Source organism: Klebsiella michiganensis (assembly GCF_002925905.1).
GTDB classification, from domain to species: Bacteria; Pseudomonadota; Gammaproteobacteria; order Enterobacterales; family Enterobacteriaceae; genus Klebsiella; species Klebsiella michiganensis.
In genome coordinates, this window is the sequence record NZ_PRDB01000002.1 from 459,916 (window position 1) to 475,030 (window position 15,115).

Genomic DNA, 15,115 nt, shown 5'->3' on the forward strand with positions numbered 1-15,115 from the left:
GATATCCCTTAACTTAGCCGCAGGCGGATTGTTGCCTGTCTTGCAGGCGACGAGGTCGCAGCTTTAGCTGATGTCACAACTGAATGAAAAAAGGCGGCTATTATACTGGAAATTATGGCGCACGATAAGCCCGGCGCAGCGCGCAGCGTTGCTTTGCTGCGCGCTTATTGCTTGTACTCACAAAAATTAACAAAATTTGTTACCCTCGGGCGAGATCGGCAACGGTATTGTAGCGACCTGACAACAGAAGAAGATACGGGGATATCATGTTAGAACTCAATGCAAAAAAAACCGCGCTGGTGGTTATAGACCTGCAGGAAGGCATTTTACCGTTTGCCGGCGGCCCGCATCGGGCTGACGACGTGGTTGAGCGCGCCGCGAGTCTGGCCAAAAAGTGCCGCCAGCAGGGTTCCCCGGTGGTCATGGTTCGCGTTGGCTGGTCGGCGGATTTCGCCGAAGCGCTGAAGCAGCCGGTCGATGCCCAGGCAGGCGCCCATACGCTACCGGAAAACTGGTGGTTCTATCCGCTGGCGCTGGGAAAACAGGAGAGCGACATCGAAGTCACCAAACGCCAGTGGGGAGCCTTTTACGGCACCGACCTGGAGCTGCAGCTTCGCCGTCGCGGTATCGATACGATTATCCTGTGCGGTATCTCAACCAATATCGGCGTCGAATCGACGGCGCGCAACGCCTGGGAGCTGGGCTTCAATCTGATTCTCGTTGAAGACGCCTGCAGCGCAGCAACGGCTGAACAGCATCAGGGCAGCATGACGCACATCTTCCCGCGTATTGCCCGCGTGCGCAGTACCGAGGAGGTACTTGCCGCGTTATGATCTATATTGGGCTTCCCCAATGGGCGCACCCGAAGTGGGTGCGCCTGGGTATCACCAGCCTTGAAGAGTATGCCCGCCATTTTAACTGCGTGGAGGGCAACACGACCCTGTACGCTTTACCAAAAGCTGAGATTGTCAGCCGCTGGTATGAACAAACCCACGATGATTTTCGCTTTTGCTTCAAGTTTCCGGCCACCATTTCGCACCAGGCATCGCTGCGCAACTGCGACGACTTAAGCCACGAGTTTTTCACCCGCCTGGCGCCGCTGTCATCGCGCATTGGCCAATACTGGCTGCAGCTGCCGGCCACGTTCGGCCCTCGGGATCTTCCCGCGCTCTGGCAGTTCCTTGACAGCCTGCCGCGCGAATTCAGCTACGGCGTTGAGGTAAGGCATCCGGAGTTTTTCGCCAAAGAGGAAGCGGAACAGCAGCTCAATCGCGGGCTGCATCAGCGAAACGTCAACCGCGTGATCCTGAAGAGACCTTTCTATTGATACACTCTAAAGATGGGATTTGTAGCGGAGGATTAAGCGGCTTCAAGCAGATGGGACAGGGCAATCATTCGGATTCGTTCTGGTGAATATCCGGCTAAACGGTACTTCTTAACCAACGAGTAACTAATCTCATCCAGACGGTTAAGAGCCTTATCAGACAGCTTCACAATGATGTTATTTCGGTTATCCCCACCTTCAGAGTGAAACGGTGCTCTTGCTGCTGAAGCGGTTACCCGTACAATCTGTGGCTTTGGTTTAGGTGGCTGTCTACGTGTCTTTGAACAGTCCACACAACTACCCGATGAGACATAACGGATAAGTGAGCCGCAATGAATACACGGCTTATCAGAGTTAGTGAAAGTATTAGCCATTTAAGAGTCCTTCTAAGTAGCTGGTGATTCGTGCTTGCTGGCAACGGGGGCTGCCATCGTTTGAACGGCGAACCAGCTTATCCATTAACTGAGGGTGAATCTTACCGATAAGGTTAGCCCCGATGAGGCTTTGTTGAATAAATCAGATTTCGGGTAAGTCTCCCCCGTAGCGGGTTGTGTTTTCAGGCAATACGCACGCTTTCAGGCATACCTGCTTTCGTCATTTTGTTCAGCGCTCGTACCAGGGCCATAGCCTCCGCAACCTGACCATCGTAGTCACGCAGCGTCAGTGAACCCCCGAACAGCTGTTTTACCCGGTACATCGCCGTTTCCGCTATCGAGCGACGGTTGTAATCTGTTGTCCATTTCCACCGCGCATTACTCCCGGTCATTCGCTGATTAGCCACTGCACGGTTACGGTCTGCATATTCACCGGGCCAGTAACCCGCGCCTTTTCGGGGTGGGATAAGCGCGCTGATTTTCTTACGCCGCAGTTCATCATGACAGAGCCGGGTGTCGTAAGCGCCGTCTGCCGATGCTGCCCTGATTTTTCTGTGAGTCTGCCGGATAAGACCCGGGAAGGCTTCTGAGTCCGTCACATTGTTCAGCGACAGGTCTGCACAGATGATTTCATGTGTGTTGCTGTCAACTGCCAGATGCAACTTTCGCCATATACGACGGCGTTCTTTGCCGTGTTTTTTGACTTTCCATTCGCCTTCACCAAAGACCTTCAGCCCGGTGGAATCAATCACCAGATGCGCGATTTCACCCCGGGTGAACGTTTTGAAACTGACATTAACCGACTTTGCGCGCTTGCTGACACTGGTGTAATCCGGGCAGCGCAACGGAACATTCATCAGTGTAAAAATGGAATCAATAAAACCCTGTGCAGCCCGCAGGGTCAACCTGAACACGCGTTTAATGACCAGAACGGTGGTGATGGCGAGATCAGAATAGCGCTGAGGTCTTCCCCGTGATGAAGGCGTTGCCGACTCATACCAGGCCTGAATAGCTTCATCATCCAGCCAGAAAGTTATGGAGCCACGGTTGATGAGGGCTTTATTGTAGGTGGGCCAGTTGGTGATTTTGAACTTTTGCTTTGCCACGGAACGGTCTGCGTTGTCGGGAAGATGCGTGATCTGATCCTTCAACTCAGCAAAAGTTCGATTTATTCAACAAAGCCCCCCGATGATTAGACGCTTTTCAGAATCGTAATAATTAATCGGTGCGTTAATCGTATCTTCCATTTATCAGCCCCCGCTTACCATCTGTTTAATAGCCTCTTTCAAGGCTGCATTTCTTTGCTGTTCAATCGTCGGCTTAGGCTTCACCTTATACGTGGTGACCGCTTTAGCTGGCTTCACAGTTGGTTTAGGCTTATTACCTGAAGCAAGTAGCTTATAGGTTGATTCACTGATTTCTGTTTGACCATTGAAATATTTGAATTCCATTGAGTCAGTAAGATGATTATAACTACCACGCTTTGACAGCCCTTTCATTGGAATACTCATTATTCTGTTACCTCTTCAGAGTCAGTTACAATCACGTTCAGGTAATCAGTAAAGTCTTTTACAGCATCCAGAGCTTTACGGGCTTCAATAACAATCTTGTTTCGCTGGTGGACAGCTTCAGAGGCTTTTACCTTCAGACGTTCAATCATCTTGTCGGTAGTTGATTCAGCTTCTGCTGTAGCTTTATCTGTGATTTCCTGAAGAGGATTATCTTTAGCGTTCTTTGGCATACGGATAAAGGTAACCATTCCAACAGATACACGGTACACCATGTAGCCAGAATCGGCCATGCCTTGAATCACTTGTTGCTGGTTAGTTGGATAAACCTGCTTCACAATGAATCCGTGTCTTTCAGACGGGTTAGCAAGATATTCAGCAGCTTTCTGATTAATCAACACTGAACGAGATTCTACAGCATCCTGATATTCAGCCTCAGCCTTATGCATTCGGTCAGTGGCCTGTTGAATCCGTGGGTAATACAGCTTTTCAATATGCTGTTTCTGTTCGAACGGTAACAGATGGCTGATACTTGCAACGGGTGATTCAATTTTTACAGCTTGATTTAAAGTAGTCATTTAAATTTACTCTTAGTCTGGTTTGCTTAGATTTAAGAAAGCACAAAACCGCATCCAGCCAACTTAATGTTACGGGACACGGCTCAATGTTTTCAAATTAGGTTGTTCATCTTCTCAGAGGAATTCCCGTCACTCATTCGGGATGGATGCCTGAGAAGATAAACAAAAAGGAAACTGATGAGTCAGATAATAAACCGGTGATTGATGGATAGTGAAACATCTTTAACTGATATAATATATTGTTACATAAAATCACTTATTGTCAACGGTTATTTATTAATTCTTTCGCAGATTGCTTTGATGAGTAATAAGCGGGTAGATTTTGTCATCATTTTTTTAATATGATATTGCTTGTTGGGAGTTCGATTTAGTAAATCACCAATCTTTCTTAATTCAACATTGATAGTGTGACAGGTTTTTCTTGTAACTTTGTAGTATGTCTTCATTCATAACCGAATCCCTTTCTAAGACAAATAAAAAAAAGGCCACTCATTAGAGTAGCCCTTTACATTGCTTTCTCAAATACCTCTTGAACGACCTGTACCAGTTGATTTTGAGATTTAGCAAACCAGATAAAACAATTATCTCACGGGAATAGCATTCTGTAAAACCCAAACAGATATGTAAATCACAACCCTCATTACTTTTTTGTTTCGTCTAAAACTCGTTTGAACTACGCTAAAAAAGTTGAAAGCCCCTCATTACACAAAATCACAACATTATGATTTACAATGACTTATCCACATAAAGACATTCAGTTAACAACAAGTCTGCGTTATGTTACGTGTGATGCCGTTAGAAATGAATTGACACATCCTGTCAAAAACTGCTATCACAATCACGTACAAAAAGTACGTTCAAATGATAGACAAACCGAAACAATGTAGCACCCATATAAGGATTGTTATTATGAGTTTACAGGTTTTGAGAGATTCAGTTCAAAGACGCAAACCAATCTCATTTCATTACAACAAGCCAGGAAAAACACCGGGCGAGAGAATTGGAAACGTTCATGCAATCTTCATAATGAGAAAAAAAGATGGCACCGAATCCACTAAATTGCACATTGTCCAGACATCCGGCGTAACAGACAGCGAGCCTGATTTCCCTGAGTTCAGAATGTTTGATATAGAGTCTCTATCAAATATCACAATTCTCGAAGGTGAACCCCAATTCCCAATCAATGATAAATATAACCCTGAGTACGACGGCTATAAGAATGTAATTGCTAAGGTTTGAAAATGAGCCTGAATCACTCTTTCCTCATAGGCTCAGATGAATCAAGTGAGCTTATGCTAAACATTTCTGGTCTTGATGCTAACGCTAAAGAAGTGGATTCCTTATGTGCCAATTTCTTTGCACACTGTGCTAAGACTGGCACACCCAAATTCACATGTAAGCTGACAATACAAAATCTTCAAAATCTCTATAGCCATCTATCCAGCTATAGCATGGTATGTGATAGCACTTCTTCAAAGACTGGAAGATTCATTGAGGTCAGAGATAATTATAATGAGATAATCAGCATTCTTGAACACGCTGATAATAATTCATTAGTTATGGCCTTGCAGCACCTTGTAAGCAGTAAGTTAACCAATAATGACATCAATACAATATTAGGGAGAAAGGAATCTCTCGAGACCTACGAAAAAATGCTCACTGAGCCTGATAGTTATAAGGAGGCAGACTGGCAACGTTTTTTTGAAACCAATGAATGGATTTTTGGTTATGGCTTAAAGTATAAATTCCTAAAAATTCTTCAAAGGGAAGCTCACATATCAAGAACTGATTTAAACGGCGGAAATGATGTAATTGCTGATTTTCTTATATCTGACTCAAGATTCACCAAGATTGTGGAATTAAAAACACCAACAACAAAACTTTTCACTAAGCGATAAGGGCGCTCTGATACATGGTTCTTATCCAGTGAATTAACCGACGCTGTTAGTCAGATATTGGCGCAAAAGGCAAATTGGGAGGTTGAATCTCAGTCTAGAAATTACACTACAGATGGTGAACTTATACATGAAGATACATTTGATACAGAATGCATTTTAATTATAGGTTCATTATCTTCAATTGAGGGTAATGAGCGAGAAAAACTAATTAAAAGGAAAACCCTCGAGCTTTATAGGAGGAATCTAAAAAATATAGATATCTTGTTTTATGATGAGTTGCTTGAGAGGTCGCGCTACATTGTCAGAAGTGCTGAAGTAATAGAAGATAAGCTTCTCTCAGCATTGTAGATGTACTTGTAATAAGGAAGGATAGCATTATAACAAATAAAATAATTATCGTGGTGTTTCGAGTATTGTCATGAGCTTGATACATTCTCAGCATACTGGAACACCCTCTTTCAAATAACATTAATGTGTTTCACATAGGACATTAGAATCATACTTTCCAGAGTCTTTCTGATGGTTGCTCCAGCATTAACTGCTTTCAGTTTCACCAGTTGATTATCGGTCTTTTTAATTCGGACTGCTTTTGTCCTGTTCATTTAAATGACTCCTTTGATAATTAGAGTGATGACTTGTGGAATACTTACTTCAAAGTGTTCAGCCAGTGCCTTTAATTGCTGGTAAGCTGGCTCACCAATATGTGTTAATGTGTGATTCATTGTTATGCTGCCTTTTGAATGTGTAAATCAAGGATGTCTTCTAATTCCCTGTCAGAATCGAATCTATCGTTTTCATAGTCACTGTTAAACATTACCTGAATTTCACCTTTATCATGGCAATGTTCAATCATTGTGATTGCTAACTGTAATGCCTGAGTAATATCATTACACCAGCTTTTACTAAAGCCTGTTTCATCCTCTACAGCGGCTGCTGTAATAACGCTTAATCGCTTCATTAAATTAAAGCAGAAAAATGGGGATAGCTTATCTGGACAGCTATTAACGCAACCTGTGAATACATCCTCAACTTTTGAAGGAAGGTTACTTACTGAGTCTTTATCAATAAAATATTGCTGAAGTGTATTCTCCATAGCCTTACGGGGCGTTCCTCTTCTGCGGTAAGATTTATTGCTTGCGGGTAATGGTGTATTGAAGCTGCTGTAACCTAATTCGATGAGGGTGTTTTTAAGAGATTCGCGGTATTCGGGGGTGTCTATTAAATCGTGGTCATCTGAGAAGAAGCCTTTACCTGTGATTGGCTTTCCAGCCGGAGTCTTGACTCCATTGAATACTTTAGCTTTGTGCATTACATAGTGGATACCTCAATTCGTTATCTAATAAACCATACTAACCTAAATTTAACAAATTGTCAACATTATTAACAATTTGTGACAGGCGCTTTTAGATTTCATTAAATGAAAAAACCTTATAAATCAATTACATTGAAGTCCGGTATATATAACTGGAAGGATACTATTCAGGCGCTTGGAAAAGGTTACTTTTCAGAGGCTGCGTATGCAGGGCTGGTATAGGGTGTTTGCGGTAGGTTCTCCCGCCCAAAGGGGGAACCGTTGAACCGCGTTAGAAGGGGATTGTACAGATTGATTGAAAAGGAATTTTAAGAGGGCTAGCGCCCTGAATCACCATGATTTATTTACATCAACCGATTGTAATTGATTGTTTTTTATGCTACCCTAAAAACCTCTTAACAGATTCTTTTTGTTCTTTGTTTTTCATCTTCTTGTCTCTGAGTATCTTTTAAGAGTTCTTTAAAGAAGCCCTTCTAACCTCACCTTGCTTCGCTCATCGGTGATTCTGGTTCCACCTCGTAGCCTTGACAGTAAACCATATCGGGATCCGTGAAAGAGGCTTTGAAGCTGGTGGATGAATTTTCACAAATATTATTTTTCTAAAAAATTTCCAGACCTATTTTTATTTCAGCTTTACCGGAAACTTTCAGCATATCTAGAGCAACTTTGAAGATTTTGGATAGTCTGAATCTCTCTGCTTAGTAGCGCCCTTTTCAAAGGTTCCGTACCAATGGCAAAAAATGAACATATCTGAGCCTGCACAGCGTTCTAAGCGATTATTTAATGATGGTAACCCTAACCCACAGGATAATATAAAGACTGCTTAGAATGCGTTACAGGGCTCCTGATAAACGTCAGACATAAAAAAGCCCCAATTAAGGGGCACTATGAATCACAATCTAATTGTTACTTGTTCAGTCGATAGAAAGTCGCCTTACTAATTTGTAACTCATCCTGTACCTGCTTTGGCGACATCCCCTGTCCAATTAGTTCCTGAACCTGTTCAGCGGTTGCTTTAATCGGTCTGCCACAGTGAACCCCTTCAGACTGAGCACGTTTAATCCCTGCTGTTCTGCGCTCTGCTATCAAATCTTTCTCTAAAGAAGCCAATCCCGCCATCATAGTGAGCATAGCCTTACCAACTGGTGTAGACAGGTCGAATCCTTCACGGAGACTGATAACCTTCACACCTTTAGCCTGTAAAGTCTCAACTGTTGAGAGAACATCAATAGTGTTACGGCCTAAGCGGTCAATAGCGATAACGATTAGCGTGTCACCTTCACGGACATAGTTCAGCAGGTCACCGAACCCTTTACGCTCTGTTGCCTTAATGCCACCGGAAACAGCCTCATCAGAAAACCACTTACCAACCTGATAGCCAGCTTCTTTAATCTGCTGCTTCTGATTCTCAATAGTCTGGTCAGAAGTTGATACACGAACGTAGGCGATTACAGATGACATATGGTGATTCCCTGAAAGTTGTCTCAAAACCTAGTCTCAAAATAATACATGTATCAAAACTAAAAATCAACCTTTTGAGACGGCCTAATCACACCCTCAGAGACTCTTTTCAGGGGTATCAAAACCACTTCCTTTTGAGACTGCATCGACTGAGGGTTGATTGTAACCACATGACCAATCAATTATCTTAAAAGCCACTTGATAGCCCCCTAACATAGACGGTAAGAGCATGTTACACACTGCGGCATTGATTGCCCCAATCATCGGTTATTGTTCGTTCTGTTGCGGTATAACCTCATACTTATGGTGTAAAGGTAAAAAGTTAAGCAAGTTGGGGTGGGTGCTCACCATCTGTAACGTTGCAGCCTTTTTATATCTGAATCACATATTGCTTATTGACCTGATTCAGCGTGTTGCTGATACGTCGGATGGCTATATAAGCATCTTTGATGATGACTTTGTGTCGGATGTTTCCCGCAACACCATTCAGATTATGATTACCTATATAGCGGCCTCAACTGCTGGCGGTTACTTTGGAGCAAAGAAGAAATTTAAACAGGATTAAATTCACTGAATAATGCCTGTTCTGAATAAAGAACAGTTAATAGGCTGCAGCTATTGATAATGGTGGTTTCGATAGGTGTTTTTAAGCTATCTATGAACACTGTTTTTCACTGTTAATTTAGCCATCTAAACGGCTATTCTTCAGCGTTAGCAAGTCATTGAAGGGGTCACTATGGAAATTTCAAGAATCGAAAAGGAAATCTGGCTAACCATAGCGGCTAAATAACTGTCTCACAAACTAACTTTTCACTAAGATGATAAGGATGACACAGCATAAGGAGCTTCAAAGGAAATGAAAGAAACCATTTATAACATCTTCTGCTTTTGTCCTGATGGAGTTCACATCACACATTGCGGAATCGTTGCGCATGAAAGAGATGGTGACGATAATCAAAAACTGGAATTTTTACGCAAGCAGTTAGACACTGATTTAGCTTCTTGTAGGTCATTTCATGACATTCACCCTTCTGTGCTTGATGGTGACAAACAACTAACTCTCGCAAGATATAATTCAAATATGAGGGTAGGAAACAATTTATCCCCTTTTGAATTAGCTCTACAGGCCATGAATGCCCCCCTTCACCCTTTATCTATTGTTACGCCAGTAGTAGAAGGTAAACTTCATTATCACATCCAACTATCATTGTCTGAACAACTAAGGCATAAGCACATGCCCCATCACCACATAGAAGGTGTTAAAAACTTCCCTGATTACCTTGATGATTACATGAAAGAAGATGGTTTTCATATTAAGAAATTACTCAATGACGACCATATGAAGCCCATCAGAATGCTTTTTAATGAAAAACATTATCTGTCTAGTTTCAAACTGTTAATGTCCTTCATTGACACCATTGCTTACATTGAATATGGTAATTCCAAAAGGGTTTTCCAAAACTGGCTTGATACTTACTCAGAAATTAAAAAACTTGAAATAACATCTGATGAGTTATATGAGTTAAGAAATTCACTCTTACACATGACTAACCTGAATTCACATAAGGTGACACAAGGTAAAGAGCGCCGCCTTAGTATTGCTGTTTGCAAAAGAGGCCACCCAACTCAGTGTCACGCTGACATTGTTTATTTGAACTTTACAGACTTTCTATTTTTATTTGATGAAGCTATAGATAAATGGCTTGACACTTATCGTGACAGCAACAAACAGTTAACATTTATAGAAAGGTATGATGAAGTAGTGAGGGATAACTATTAAACCTTCAGAAGGGGCTATTTCGCCCCTATTCATTCACCGAACCAATACTTATTAAGGCATCCTTTTAAAAGGGACTAATCAGCGAATTGAGCCATCAGGATAAAGATACATTCCACCTTCAAGATAAACCGCTTCACCATCTTCAACAGCTATATCTTCATATAGTGCTGCTAATTCATTCGGCTCTTTTTCCAGTGAAAGGTATGTCTCAACATCATAATCTTGTGCCTCTAATTCTTCATTTGAAGAGACACCTAATTTTTGCTTTAAAGCTACAATATCAAAAATCCAAATCTTGCCATCCTTGACATAATAAGCACCGTCATCATAACCACGTTCATCAAGAACTTTTTCAAAGCCCATTGAAAGAGCTTTAAACGCACTATGTTTTTTGTTAGCCATAACCACCCCTGAGAATATTTTTGTTTGAGCAATAAGTTACCTTCTTTAGAGGGCTTACTCAATCATCCTGTAAGTGTCAAAATCGAACTCATCAGCCTCTAACACTGGCAAGACTTCTAAGAAGATTTCACCGTCAACCACCCTATCAAGTGGGAAGTTAAGCAGCTTCAAGCCGTTGTGTAAGAAGACATCACATTTCTTTCCAGCCGTGTTAAGCCGGATTTCTTTCACTATCCGTTTGATGATAATTTGAGCCTCTATCCGGTCTTTCTTCACGGTTAAATCAAGATGGCTTATTGTCTCAAGCTGGCTTGATTGCTCTCTCTGATGAACCTCTGAAACGGCCTTTTCAGCGTCCTTAATCTGGCTATTCAGGGCTTTCAAATCCTTAGCCATAGATTCGGTATCATCTGCCAGCATAGCCAGCTTAATGAGCCTCTCACGCTGTTTCTGAAGCTGTTCTAACTCACTTTGAAGAGAGCCTATAGCAGAGCCATTATCACGATTTAGGGCAAGACGGTTAGTATTGTAAAGCAGCCCCTGAACCAATGCGCGGTCAGTCTGCAATCTGCTGAACCCAACACTATTACAGCGCCCTTCACTCTTCATTGAGCATTTGTAAATACCAGACCTTTTAGCAGAGACACCCGCAACAACGACAATAAAGCCACACTCAGAGCACCTGAGAACCCCTTTGAAGAGATTTGTTAGCAAAGGTAGGTCAGAGGAAGGTTTACGCCCTGAACCCTGTTTAAGCTGCTGTACAGCGTAGAATTGTTCATCGGTGATTATTGAGGGGTAATAGTTTGGTATCTCTGAAACCCCCTTTACAGCCATTGATTTAGAAGGAACTTTGAAACCAATCACTGAACGGTTTGAAAGTAACTCAGTGACCGACGATTGAGACCAGCCACCTGTAACGGATTTGAACTGGTTCAGGGTTGAAAAACCTTCATCATTCATTTGTTTGGCTATCTTGACGTGAGACAAGCCCTCTAACCTTAGCTGAAAGACACGTTGAACAGCTTTCACATTCTCAGGGATGAATTCAAAGTGTGAACGGTCTTCAGAGACCTTTAACCATGCTGCACAACGCTTAGACATGATTTCACCTTTAGCAGCCCGTTCCCTCTTAGCAGCCCATACAGACCTTAAACGGGTGGATTTCATCGCTGATTCTTCATGTGCTCTTTCCATGACCAGCATTGCTTTAATCATGCTCAGTGAATCTTTCAGACTGTCTCTCGTATACCACTCGTTATCGACAAGGGTCACCACTTCAACACCAGACCTGAGAATCTTTCTAAGCTGCTCTCCTGCTGTGTCGATGTCCTGTCGTGAAACTCTGTCCAAAGATTCGACAAGTAGGACTGACCCCGATTCAATATATCCAGATTCAACAGCGGCTAAGAATTCACCGAACGCACCAGACTTAGCATTCGCTCCTGAGAAGCCGCTTATACCTAAATCCTGAAAGCGTAATGATTCGTCTAAATAGTAATCAGGATTCCTTTTTAACCAATCGTTAATGTACTTGCTTTGACGCTTAGTAGAATCACCAACTGATTGAATCTTTGTAGAAAATCGTATGTATGAGATTGCTTTTGGCATGGTGTTTATGATGAGCTATGAAGAGATTGAAGAAGTGTATCATAAGAAAGGTGTAATCCTGGATAGCCGTCCGGTTCATAGCGCCGTCGCCCGCAGCCCGGCGATGCTCGACGCGCAAAGAAAGAAGCCAAAAGTTCCCGTCCATGCGCTGGTGACGGCCCACCATCCGATGGTGCGTTTTATCGGCAGCGATGACATGGCGCAAAATCGTGAGCTGTTTAGCGTGTGGTTACGCACGCTGCCAAAATGGGCGCAGACAACCACGCCGTACCTGTTCCTCCATACCCCGGATATCGCCCAGGCGCCGGAACTGGTCGACACCCTGTGGAGCGATCTGCGCGCCGCCCTACCGGAAATAGGGGCGGCACCTTCAATTCCGCAGCAAACCTCTCTTTTCTGATATCCTGCTATCCTCAATTGAGCCACCGGAAGCGATAAAAGGGAGTTTTGAGTATGGTCAGCGCGCTGTATGCGGTTTTAGGTGCGTTATTGCTTATTAAGTTTTCCTGGGACGTTGTACGACTGAGGACGCAATATCGCGTTGGCTACGGCGACGGCGGTTTTAGCGAACTGCAGGTTGCTATACGCGTGCACGGGAACGCGGTGGAATATATTCCCATTGGCCTGATTCTGCTGCTGTTTATGGAAATGAACGGCGCGCAGACCTGGATGGTCCACGTCTGCGGTATTTTACTGATCGCCGGGCGCCTGATGCACTCCTATGGCTTTCATCATCGTCTTTACCGCTGGCGTCGTTCCGGCATGAGCGCGACGTGGTGTTCGTTGTTGCTGATGGTGCTGGCGAACTTCTGGTATATGCCCTGGGAGTTGGTTTTCTCCGTCCGTTAGCGCACAATACGCCGTTTTCGATTTTTCGGGTTTAACGTTATGTCTCACCGCGATACGCTTTTTTCCGCGCCGATTGCCAGCCTCGGCGACTGGACCTTTGATGAACGGGTTGCTGAAGTCTTCCCGGATATGATCCAGCGCTCTGTTCCCGGCTATTCCAATATCATTTCCATGATCGGCATGCTGGCGGAACGTTTCGTTCAGCCGGATACCCAGGTTTACGATCTCGGCTGCTCGCTTGGCGCAGCCACGCTGTCCGTGCGCCGCAATATTGCGCATGCCGGCTGCAAAATCATCGCCGTTGATAATTCGCCGGCCATGGTCGAACGCTGCCGTCGCCATATTGACGCCTATAAGGCGCCGACGCCGGTCGAAGTGATTGAAGGCGATATTCGCCACGTCACGATAGAAAACGCCTCGATGGTGGTGCTGAACTTCACCATCCAGTTTCTCGAACCGGGCGAACGCCAGGCCATTCTTGATAAGGTCTATCAGGGACTCAATCCGGGCGGCGCGCTGGTGCTGTCGGAAAAATTCAGCTTCGAAGATGACAACGTCGGCGAACTGCTGTTCAACATGCATCATGATTTCAAACGCGCCAACGGCTATAGCGAGCTGGAAATCAGCCAAAAGCGCAGCATGCTGGAAAACGTGATGCTCACCGATTCCGTGGAAACCCACAAAGCGCGCCTGCGCAAGGCCGGTTTCGAACATGCCGAACTGTGGTTCCAGTGCTTTAACTTCGGATCGTTAATCGCCGTAAAATCCGGGGACCAGGCATGATTGATTTCAGCAACTTTTATCAGTTGATTGCCAAAAGCCCGCTGTCGCACTGGCTGGAGACGCTGCCCGCCCAGGTGGCGGCCTGGCAGCGTGACGCGCTGCACGGGAAATACCGGGAATGGGAGCGGGCCGTCGAGTTTCTGCCCGAGTTTTCGCCCTACCGACTGGATCTGCTGCACAGCGTCACCGCGGAGAGCGAAACGCCGCTGGGCGACGGTCAGCGTCTGCGGATTGAAAACCTGCTGAAGAATCTGATGCCGTGGCGTAAAGGGCCCTGGTCGCTTTACGGCGTGAATATCGACACCGAATGGCGTTCCGACTGGAAGTGGGAACGCGTACTGCCGCACCTTTCCGACCTCACCGGACGTACCATCCTTGATGTCGGCTGCGGCAGCGGATACCACATGTGGCGGATGATTGGCGCCGGGGCTCGTCTGGCGGTAGGCATCGATCCCACCCAGCTGTTCCTTTGCCAGTTTGAAGCGGTGCGAAAACTGTTGGGCAACGATCAGCGCGCGCATCTGCTGCCGCTGGGCATTGAGCAGCTTCCGGCGCTGAACGCCTTTGATACCGTCTTTTCGATGGGCGTGCTGTACCACCGCCGCTCCCCGCTCGATCACCTGTGGCAGCTCAAAGATCAGCTGGTTCCCGGCGGCGAACTGGTGCTGGAGACGCTGGTCGTCGAGGGCGATGAAAATACCGTGCTGGTGCCGGGCGATCGCTATGCGCAGATGCGCAACGTCTACTTTATCCCTTCTGCCGCCGCGCTAAAGCAGTGGCTGGAGAAATGCGGGTTTATCGATGTACGCATCGTCGACGCGTGCGTGACGTCCACCGAAGAGCAGCGCCGCACCGAGTGGATGACCACCGAGTCGCTGGCCGACTTCCTCGATCCGCAGGACAGCAGCAAAACCCGCGAAGGCTACCCTGCCCCGCTGCGCGCGGTGCTTATTGCCACCAAACCGGAAACAGAACAGTCCCTGGCGGCGAAAAAGCGGGCCGACAAGCAGCCTGGTTAACGCGTTTTCAGGATAAAAAAAGGCCCCTGTTTAATGGGCAGGGGCCTGGTACGGGCAATCATCATATTGGGCGACATGATGTGCAGCAAAAAACGGTTTATCCCCGTCATACTTCAAGTTGCATGTGCGTTGGCTTTCCTCGCTCACCCCAGTCACTTACTTGAGTAAGTTCCTGTGGATCCCCTGCGTCGCCGCCTTCTCGCAACTCGAATTATT

The 15,115-nt window shown here is 45.2% G+C and carries 14 protein-coding genes and 3 pseudogenes; 10 read left to right on the forward strand and 7 right to left on the reverse strand.

Annotated features, from left to right (window positions below; all coding sequences use genetic code 11):
• Window positions 1–266 precede the first annotated feature (266 nt).
• Both CDA56_RS09255 and CDA56_RS09260 read left to right on the forward strand, forming a co-directional pair.
• Window positions 267–833 carry a hydrolase gene (locus CDA56_RS09255; RefSeq protein ID WP_049082802.1) on the forward strand — a complete coding sequence of 189 codons (567 nt, stop codon included), beginning with the start codon at window positions 267–269 and terminating at the stop codon, window positions 831–833.
• A pseudogene (locus tag CDA56_RS09260) lies at window positions 830–1,324 on the forward strand (DUF72 domain-containing protein); the annotation flags it as partial. The gene CDA56_RS09255 and the pseudogene CDA56_RS09260, both read left to right, overlap by 4 nt.
• Window positions 1,325–1,880: 556 nt before the next feature.
• Here CDA56_RS09260 and CDA56_RS09265 read toward each other — a convergent pair.
• The 3 genes from CDA56_RS09265 to CDA56_RS09275 form a co-directional block, all read right to left on the reverse strand.
• A complete protein-coding gene (locus CDA56_RS09265) occupies window positions 1,881–2,849 on the reverse strand; it encodes an IS5 family transposase (RefSeq protein ID WP_023279773.1) in 969 nt (322 codons plus the stop codon).
• 99 nt (window positions 2,850–2,948) lie between these two features.
• Window positions 2,949–3,209, reverse strand: a complete 261-nt coding sequence (locus tag CDA56_RS09270) for a hypothetical protein (protein WP_038421103.1) — start codon at window positions 3,207–3,209, stop codon at window positions 2,949–2,951.
• The gene (locus tag CDA56_RS09275; RefSeq protein ID WP_038421102.1) at window positions 3,209–3,784 is read right to left on the reverse strand and encodes a hypothetical protein; all 576 of its coding nucleotides are present in this window, start codon (window positions 3,782–3,784) and stop codon (window positions 3,209–3,211) included. The genes CDA56_RS09270 and CDA56_RS09275 overlap by 1 nt, the downstream gene beginning before the upstream one ends.
• Before the next feature lie 909 nt (window positions 3,785–4,693).
• Here CDA56_RS09275 and CDA56_RS09280 point away from each other — a divergent pair.
• On the forward strand, window positions 4,694–5,023 hold the full coding sequence (locus tag CDA56_RS09280) for a hypothetical protein (protein ID WP_004848053.1): 330 nt from the start codon (window positions 4,694–4,696) through the stop codon (window positions 5,021–5,023).
• Window positions 5,024–5,235: 212 nt separating this feature from the next.
• A pseudogene (locus tag CDA56_RS31230) lies at window positions 5,236–6,030 on the forward strand (Shedu immune nuclease family protein).
• A 376-nt stretch (window positions 6,031–6,406) separates the two neighbouring features.
• Here CDA56_RS31230 and CDA56_RS09290 read toward each other — a convergent pair.
• Window positions 6,407–6,991, reverse strand: a complete 585-nt coding sequence (locus CDA56_RS09290) for a hypothetical protein (protein ID WP_038421100.1) — start codon at window positions 6,989–6,991, stop codon at window positions 6,407–6,409.
• Window positions 6,992–7,900: 909 nt separating this feature from the next.
• Entirely contained in the window at window positions 7,901–8,455 is a 555-nt protein-coding gene (locus tag CDA56_RS09295; protein ID WP_032667372.1) for a recombinase family protein, read from the reverse strand.
• A gap of 229 nt (window positions 8,456–8,684) precedes the next feature.
• Here CDA56_RS09295 and CDA56_RS09300 point away from each other — a divergent pair, with 229 nt between their 5' ends.
• Window positions 8,685–9,020: a hypothetical protein gene (locus CDA56_RS09300; RefSeq protein WP_038421099.1), complete on the forward strand. Its 336-nt coding sequence runs from the start codon at window positions 8,685–8,687 to the stop codon at window positions 9,018–9,020.
• Window positions 9,021–9,311: 291 nt separating this feature from the next.
• Window positions 9,312–10,235: a hypothetical protein gene (locus tag CDA56_RS09305; protein WP_024622760.1), complete on the forward strand. Its 924-nt coding sequence runs from the start codon at window positions 9,312–9,314 to the stop codon at window positions 10,233–10,235.
• 78 nt (window positions 10,236–10,313) lie between these two features.
• Here CDA56_RS09305 and CDA56_RS09310 read toward each other — a convergent pair whose 3' ends face one another.
• Together CDA56_RS09310 and CDA56_RS09315 are read right to left on the reverse strand one after the other, a co-directional pair.
• Window positions 10,314–10,637: a hypothetical protein gene (locus CDA56_RS09310; RefSeq protein ID WP_038421098.1), complete on the reverse strand. Its 324-nt coding sequence runs from the start codon at window positions 10,635–10,637 to the stop codon at window positions 10,314–10,316.
• A 54-nt stretch (window positions 10,638–10,691) separates the two neighbouring features.
• Window positions 10,692–12,248, reverse strand: coding sequence for a recombinase family protein (locus tag CDA56_RS09315; RefSeq protein ID WP_103814996.1), 1,557 nt, complete (start codon window positions 12,246–12,248; stop codon window positions 10,692–10,694).
• Window positions 12,249–12,300: 52 nt separating this feature from the next.
• Here CDA56_RS09315 and CDA56_RS09320 point away from each other — a divergent pair.
• The 4 genes and pseudogenes from CDA56_RS09320 to cmoB form a co-directional block, all read left to right on the forward strand.
• A pseudogene (locus CDA56_RS09320) lies at window positions 12,301–12,648 on the forward strand (DUF72 domain-containing protein); the annotation flags it as partial.
• A gap of 53 nt (window positions 12,649–12,701) precedes the next feature.
• Window positions 12,702–13,097 carry an MAPEG family protein gene (locus CDA56_RS09325; protein ID WP_025106117.1) on the forward strand — a complete coding sequence of 132 codons (396 nt, stop codon included), beginning with the start codon at window positions 12,702–12,704 and terminating at the stop codon, window positions 13,095–13,097.
• A gap of 39 nt (window positions 13,098–13,136) precedes the next feature.
• The gene (gene cmoA, locus CDA56_RS09330) at window positions 13,137–13,880 is read left to right on the forward strand and encodes a carboxy-S-adenosyl-L-methionine synthase CmoA (protein WP_009652021.1); all 744 of its coding nucleotides are present in this window, start codon (window positions 13,137–13,139) and stop codon (window positions 13,878–13,880) included.
• A complete protein-coding gene (gene cmoB / locus CDA56_RS09335; RefSeq protein WP_004852151.1) occupies window positions 13,877–14,899 on the forward strand; it encodes a tRNA 5-methoxyuridine(34)/uridine 5-oxyacetic acid(34) synthase CmoB in 1,023 nt (340 codons plus the stop codon). Before cmoA ends, cmoB begins: the two co-directional genes overlap by 4 nt.
• Window positions 14,900–15,115: the final 216 nt, after the last annotated feature.

What these genes read in the sequence shown, in the direction of transcription:
- CDA56_RS09270 (WP_038421103.1), bottom strand. Translation starts at nt 3,209, where the DNA reads ATGAGTATTCCAATGAAAGGGCTGTCAAAGCGTGGTAGTTATAATCAT.
- CDA56_RS09275 (WP_038421102.1), bottom strand. Translation starts at nt 3,784, where the DNA reads ATGACTACTTTAAATCAAGCTGTAAAAATTGAATCACCCGTTGCAAGT.
- CDA56_RS09280 (WP_004848053.1), top strand. Translation starts at nt 4,694, where the DNA reads ATGAGTTTACAGGTTTTGAGAGATTCAGTTCAAAGACGCAAACCAATC.
- CDA56_RS09310 (WP_038421098.1), bottom strand. Translation starts at nt 10,637, where the DNA reads ATGGCTAACAAAAAACATAGTGCGTTTAAAGCTCTTTCAATGGGCTTT.
- CDA56_RS09305 (WP_024622760.1), top strand. Translation starts at nt 9,312, where the DNA reads ATGAAAGAAACCATTTATAACATCTTCTGCTTTTGTCCTGATGGAGTT.
- CDA56_RS09315 (WP_103814996.1), bottom strand. Translation starts at nt 12,248, where the DNA reads ATGCCAAAAGCAATCTCATACATACGATTTTCTACAAAGATTCAATCA.
- CDA56_RS09295 (WP_032667372.1), bottom strand. Translation starts at nt 8,455, where the DNA reads ATGTCATCTGTAATCGCCTACGTTCGTGTATCAACTTCTGACCAGACT.
- cmoB (WP_004852151.1), top strand. Translation starts at nt 13,877, where the DNA reads ATGATTGATTTCAGCAACTTTTATCAGTTGATTGCCAAAAGCCCGCTG.
- CDA56_RS09300 (WP_038421099.1), top strand. Translation starts at nt 8,685, where the DNA reads ATGTTACACACTGCGGCATTGATTGCCCCAATCATCGGTTATTGTTCG.
- cmoA (WP_009652021.1), top strand. Translation starts at nt 13,137, where the DNA reads ATGTCTCACCGCGATACGCTTTTTTCCGCGCCGATTGCCAGCCTCGGC.
- CDA56_RS09325 (WP_025106117.1), top strand. Translation starts at nt 12,702, where the DNA reads ATGGTCAGCGCGCTGTATGCGGTTTTAGGTGCGTTATTGCTTATTAAG.
- CDA56_RS09255 (WP_049082802.1), top strand. Translation starts at nt 267, where the DNA reads ATGTTAGAACTCAATGCAAAAAAAACCGCGCTGGTGGTTATAGACCTG.
- CDA56_RS09290 (WP_038421100.1), bottom strand. Translation starts at nt 6,991, where the DNA reads ATGCACAAAGCTAAAGTATTCAATGGAGTCAAGACTCCGGCTGGAAAG.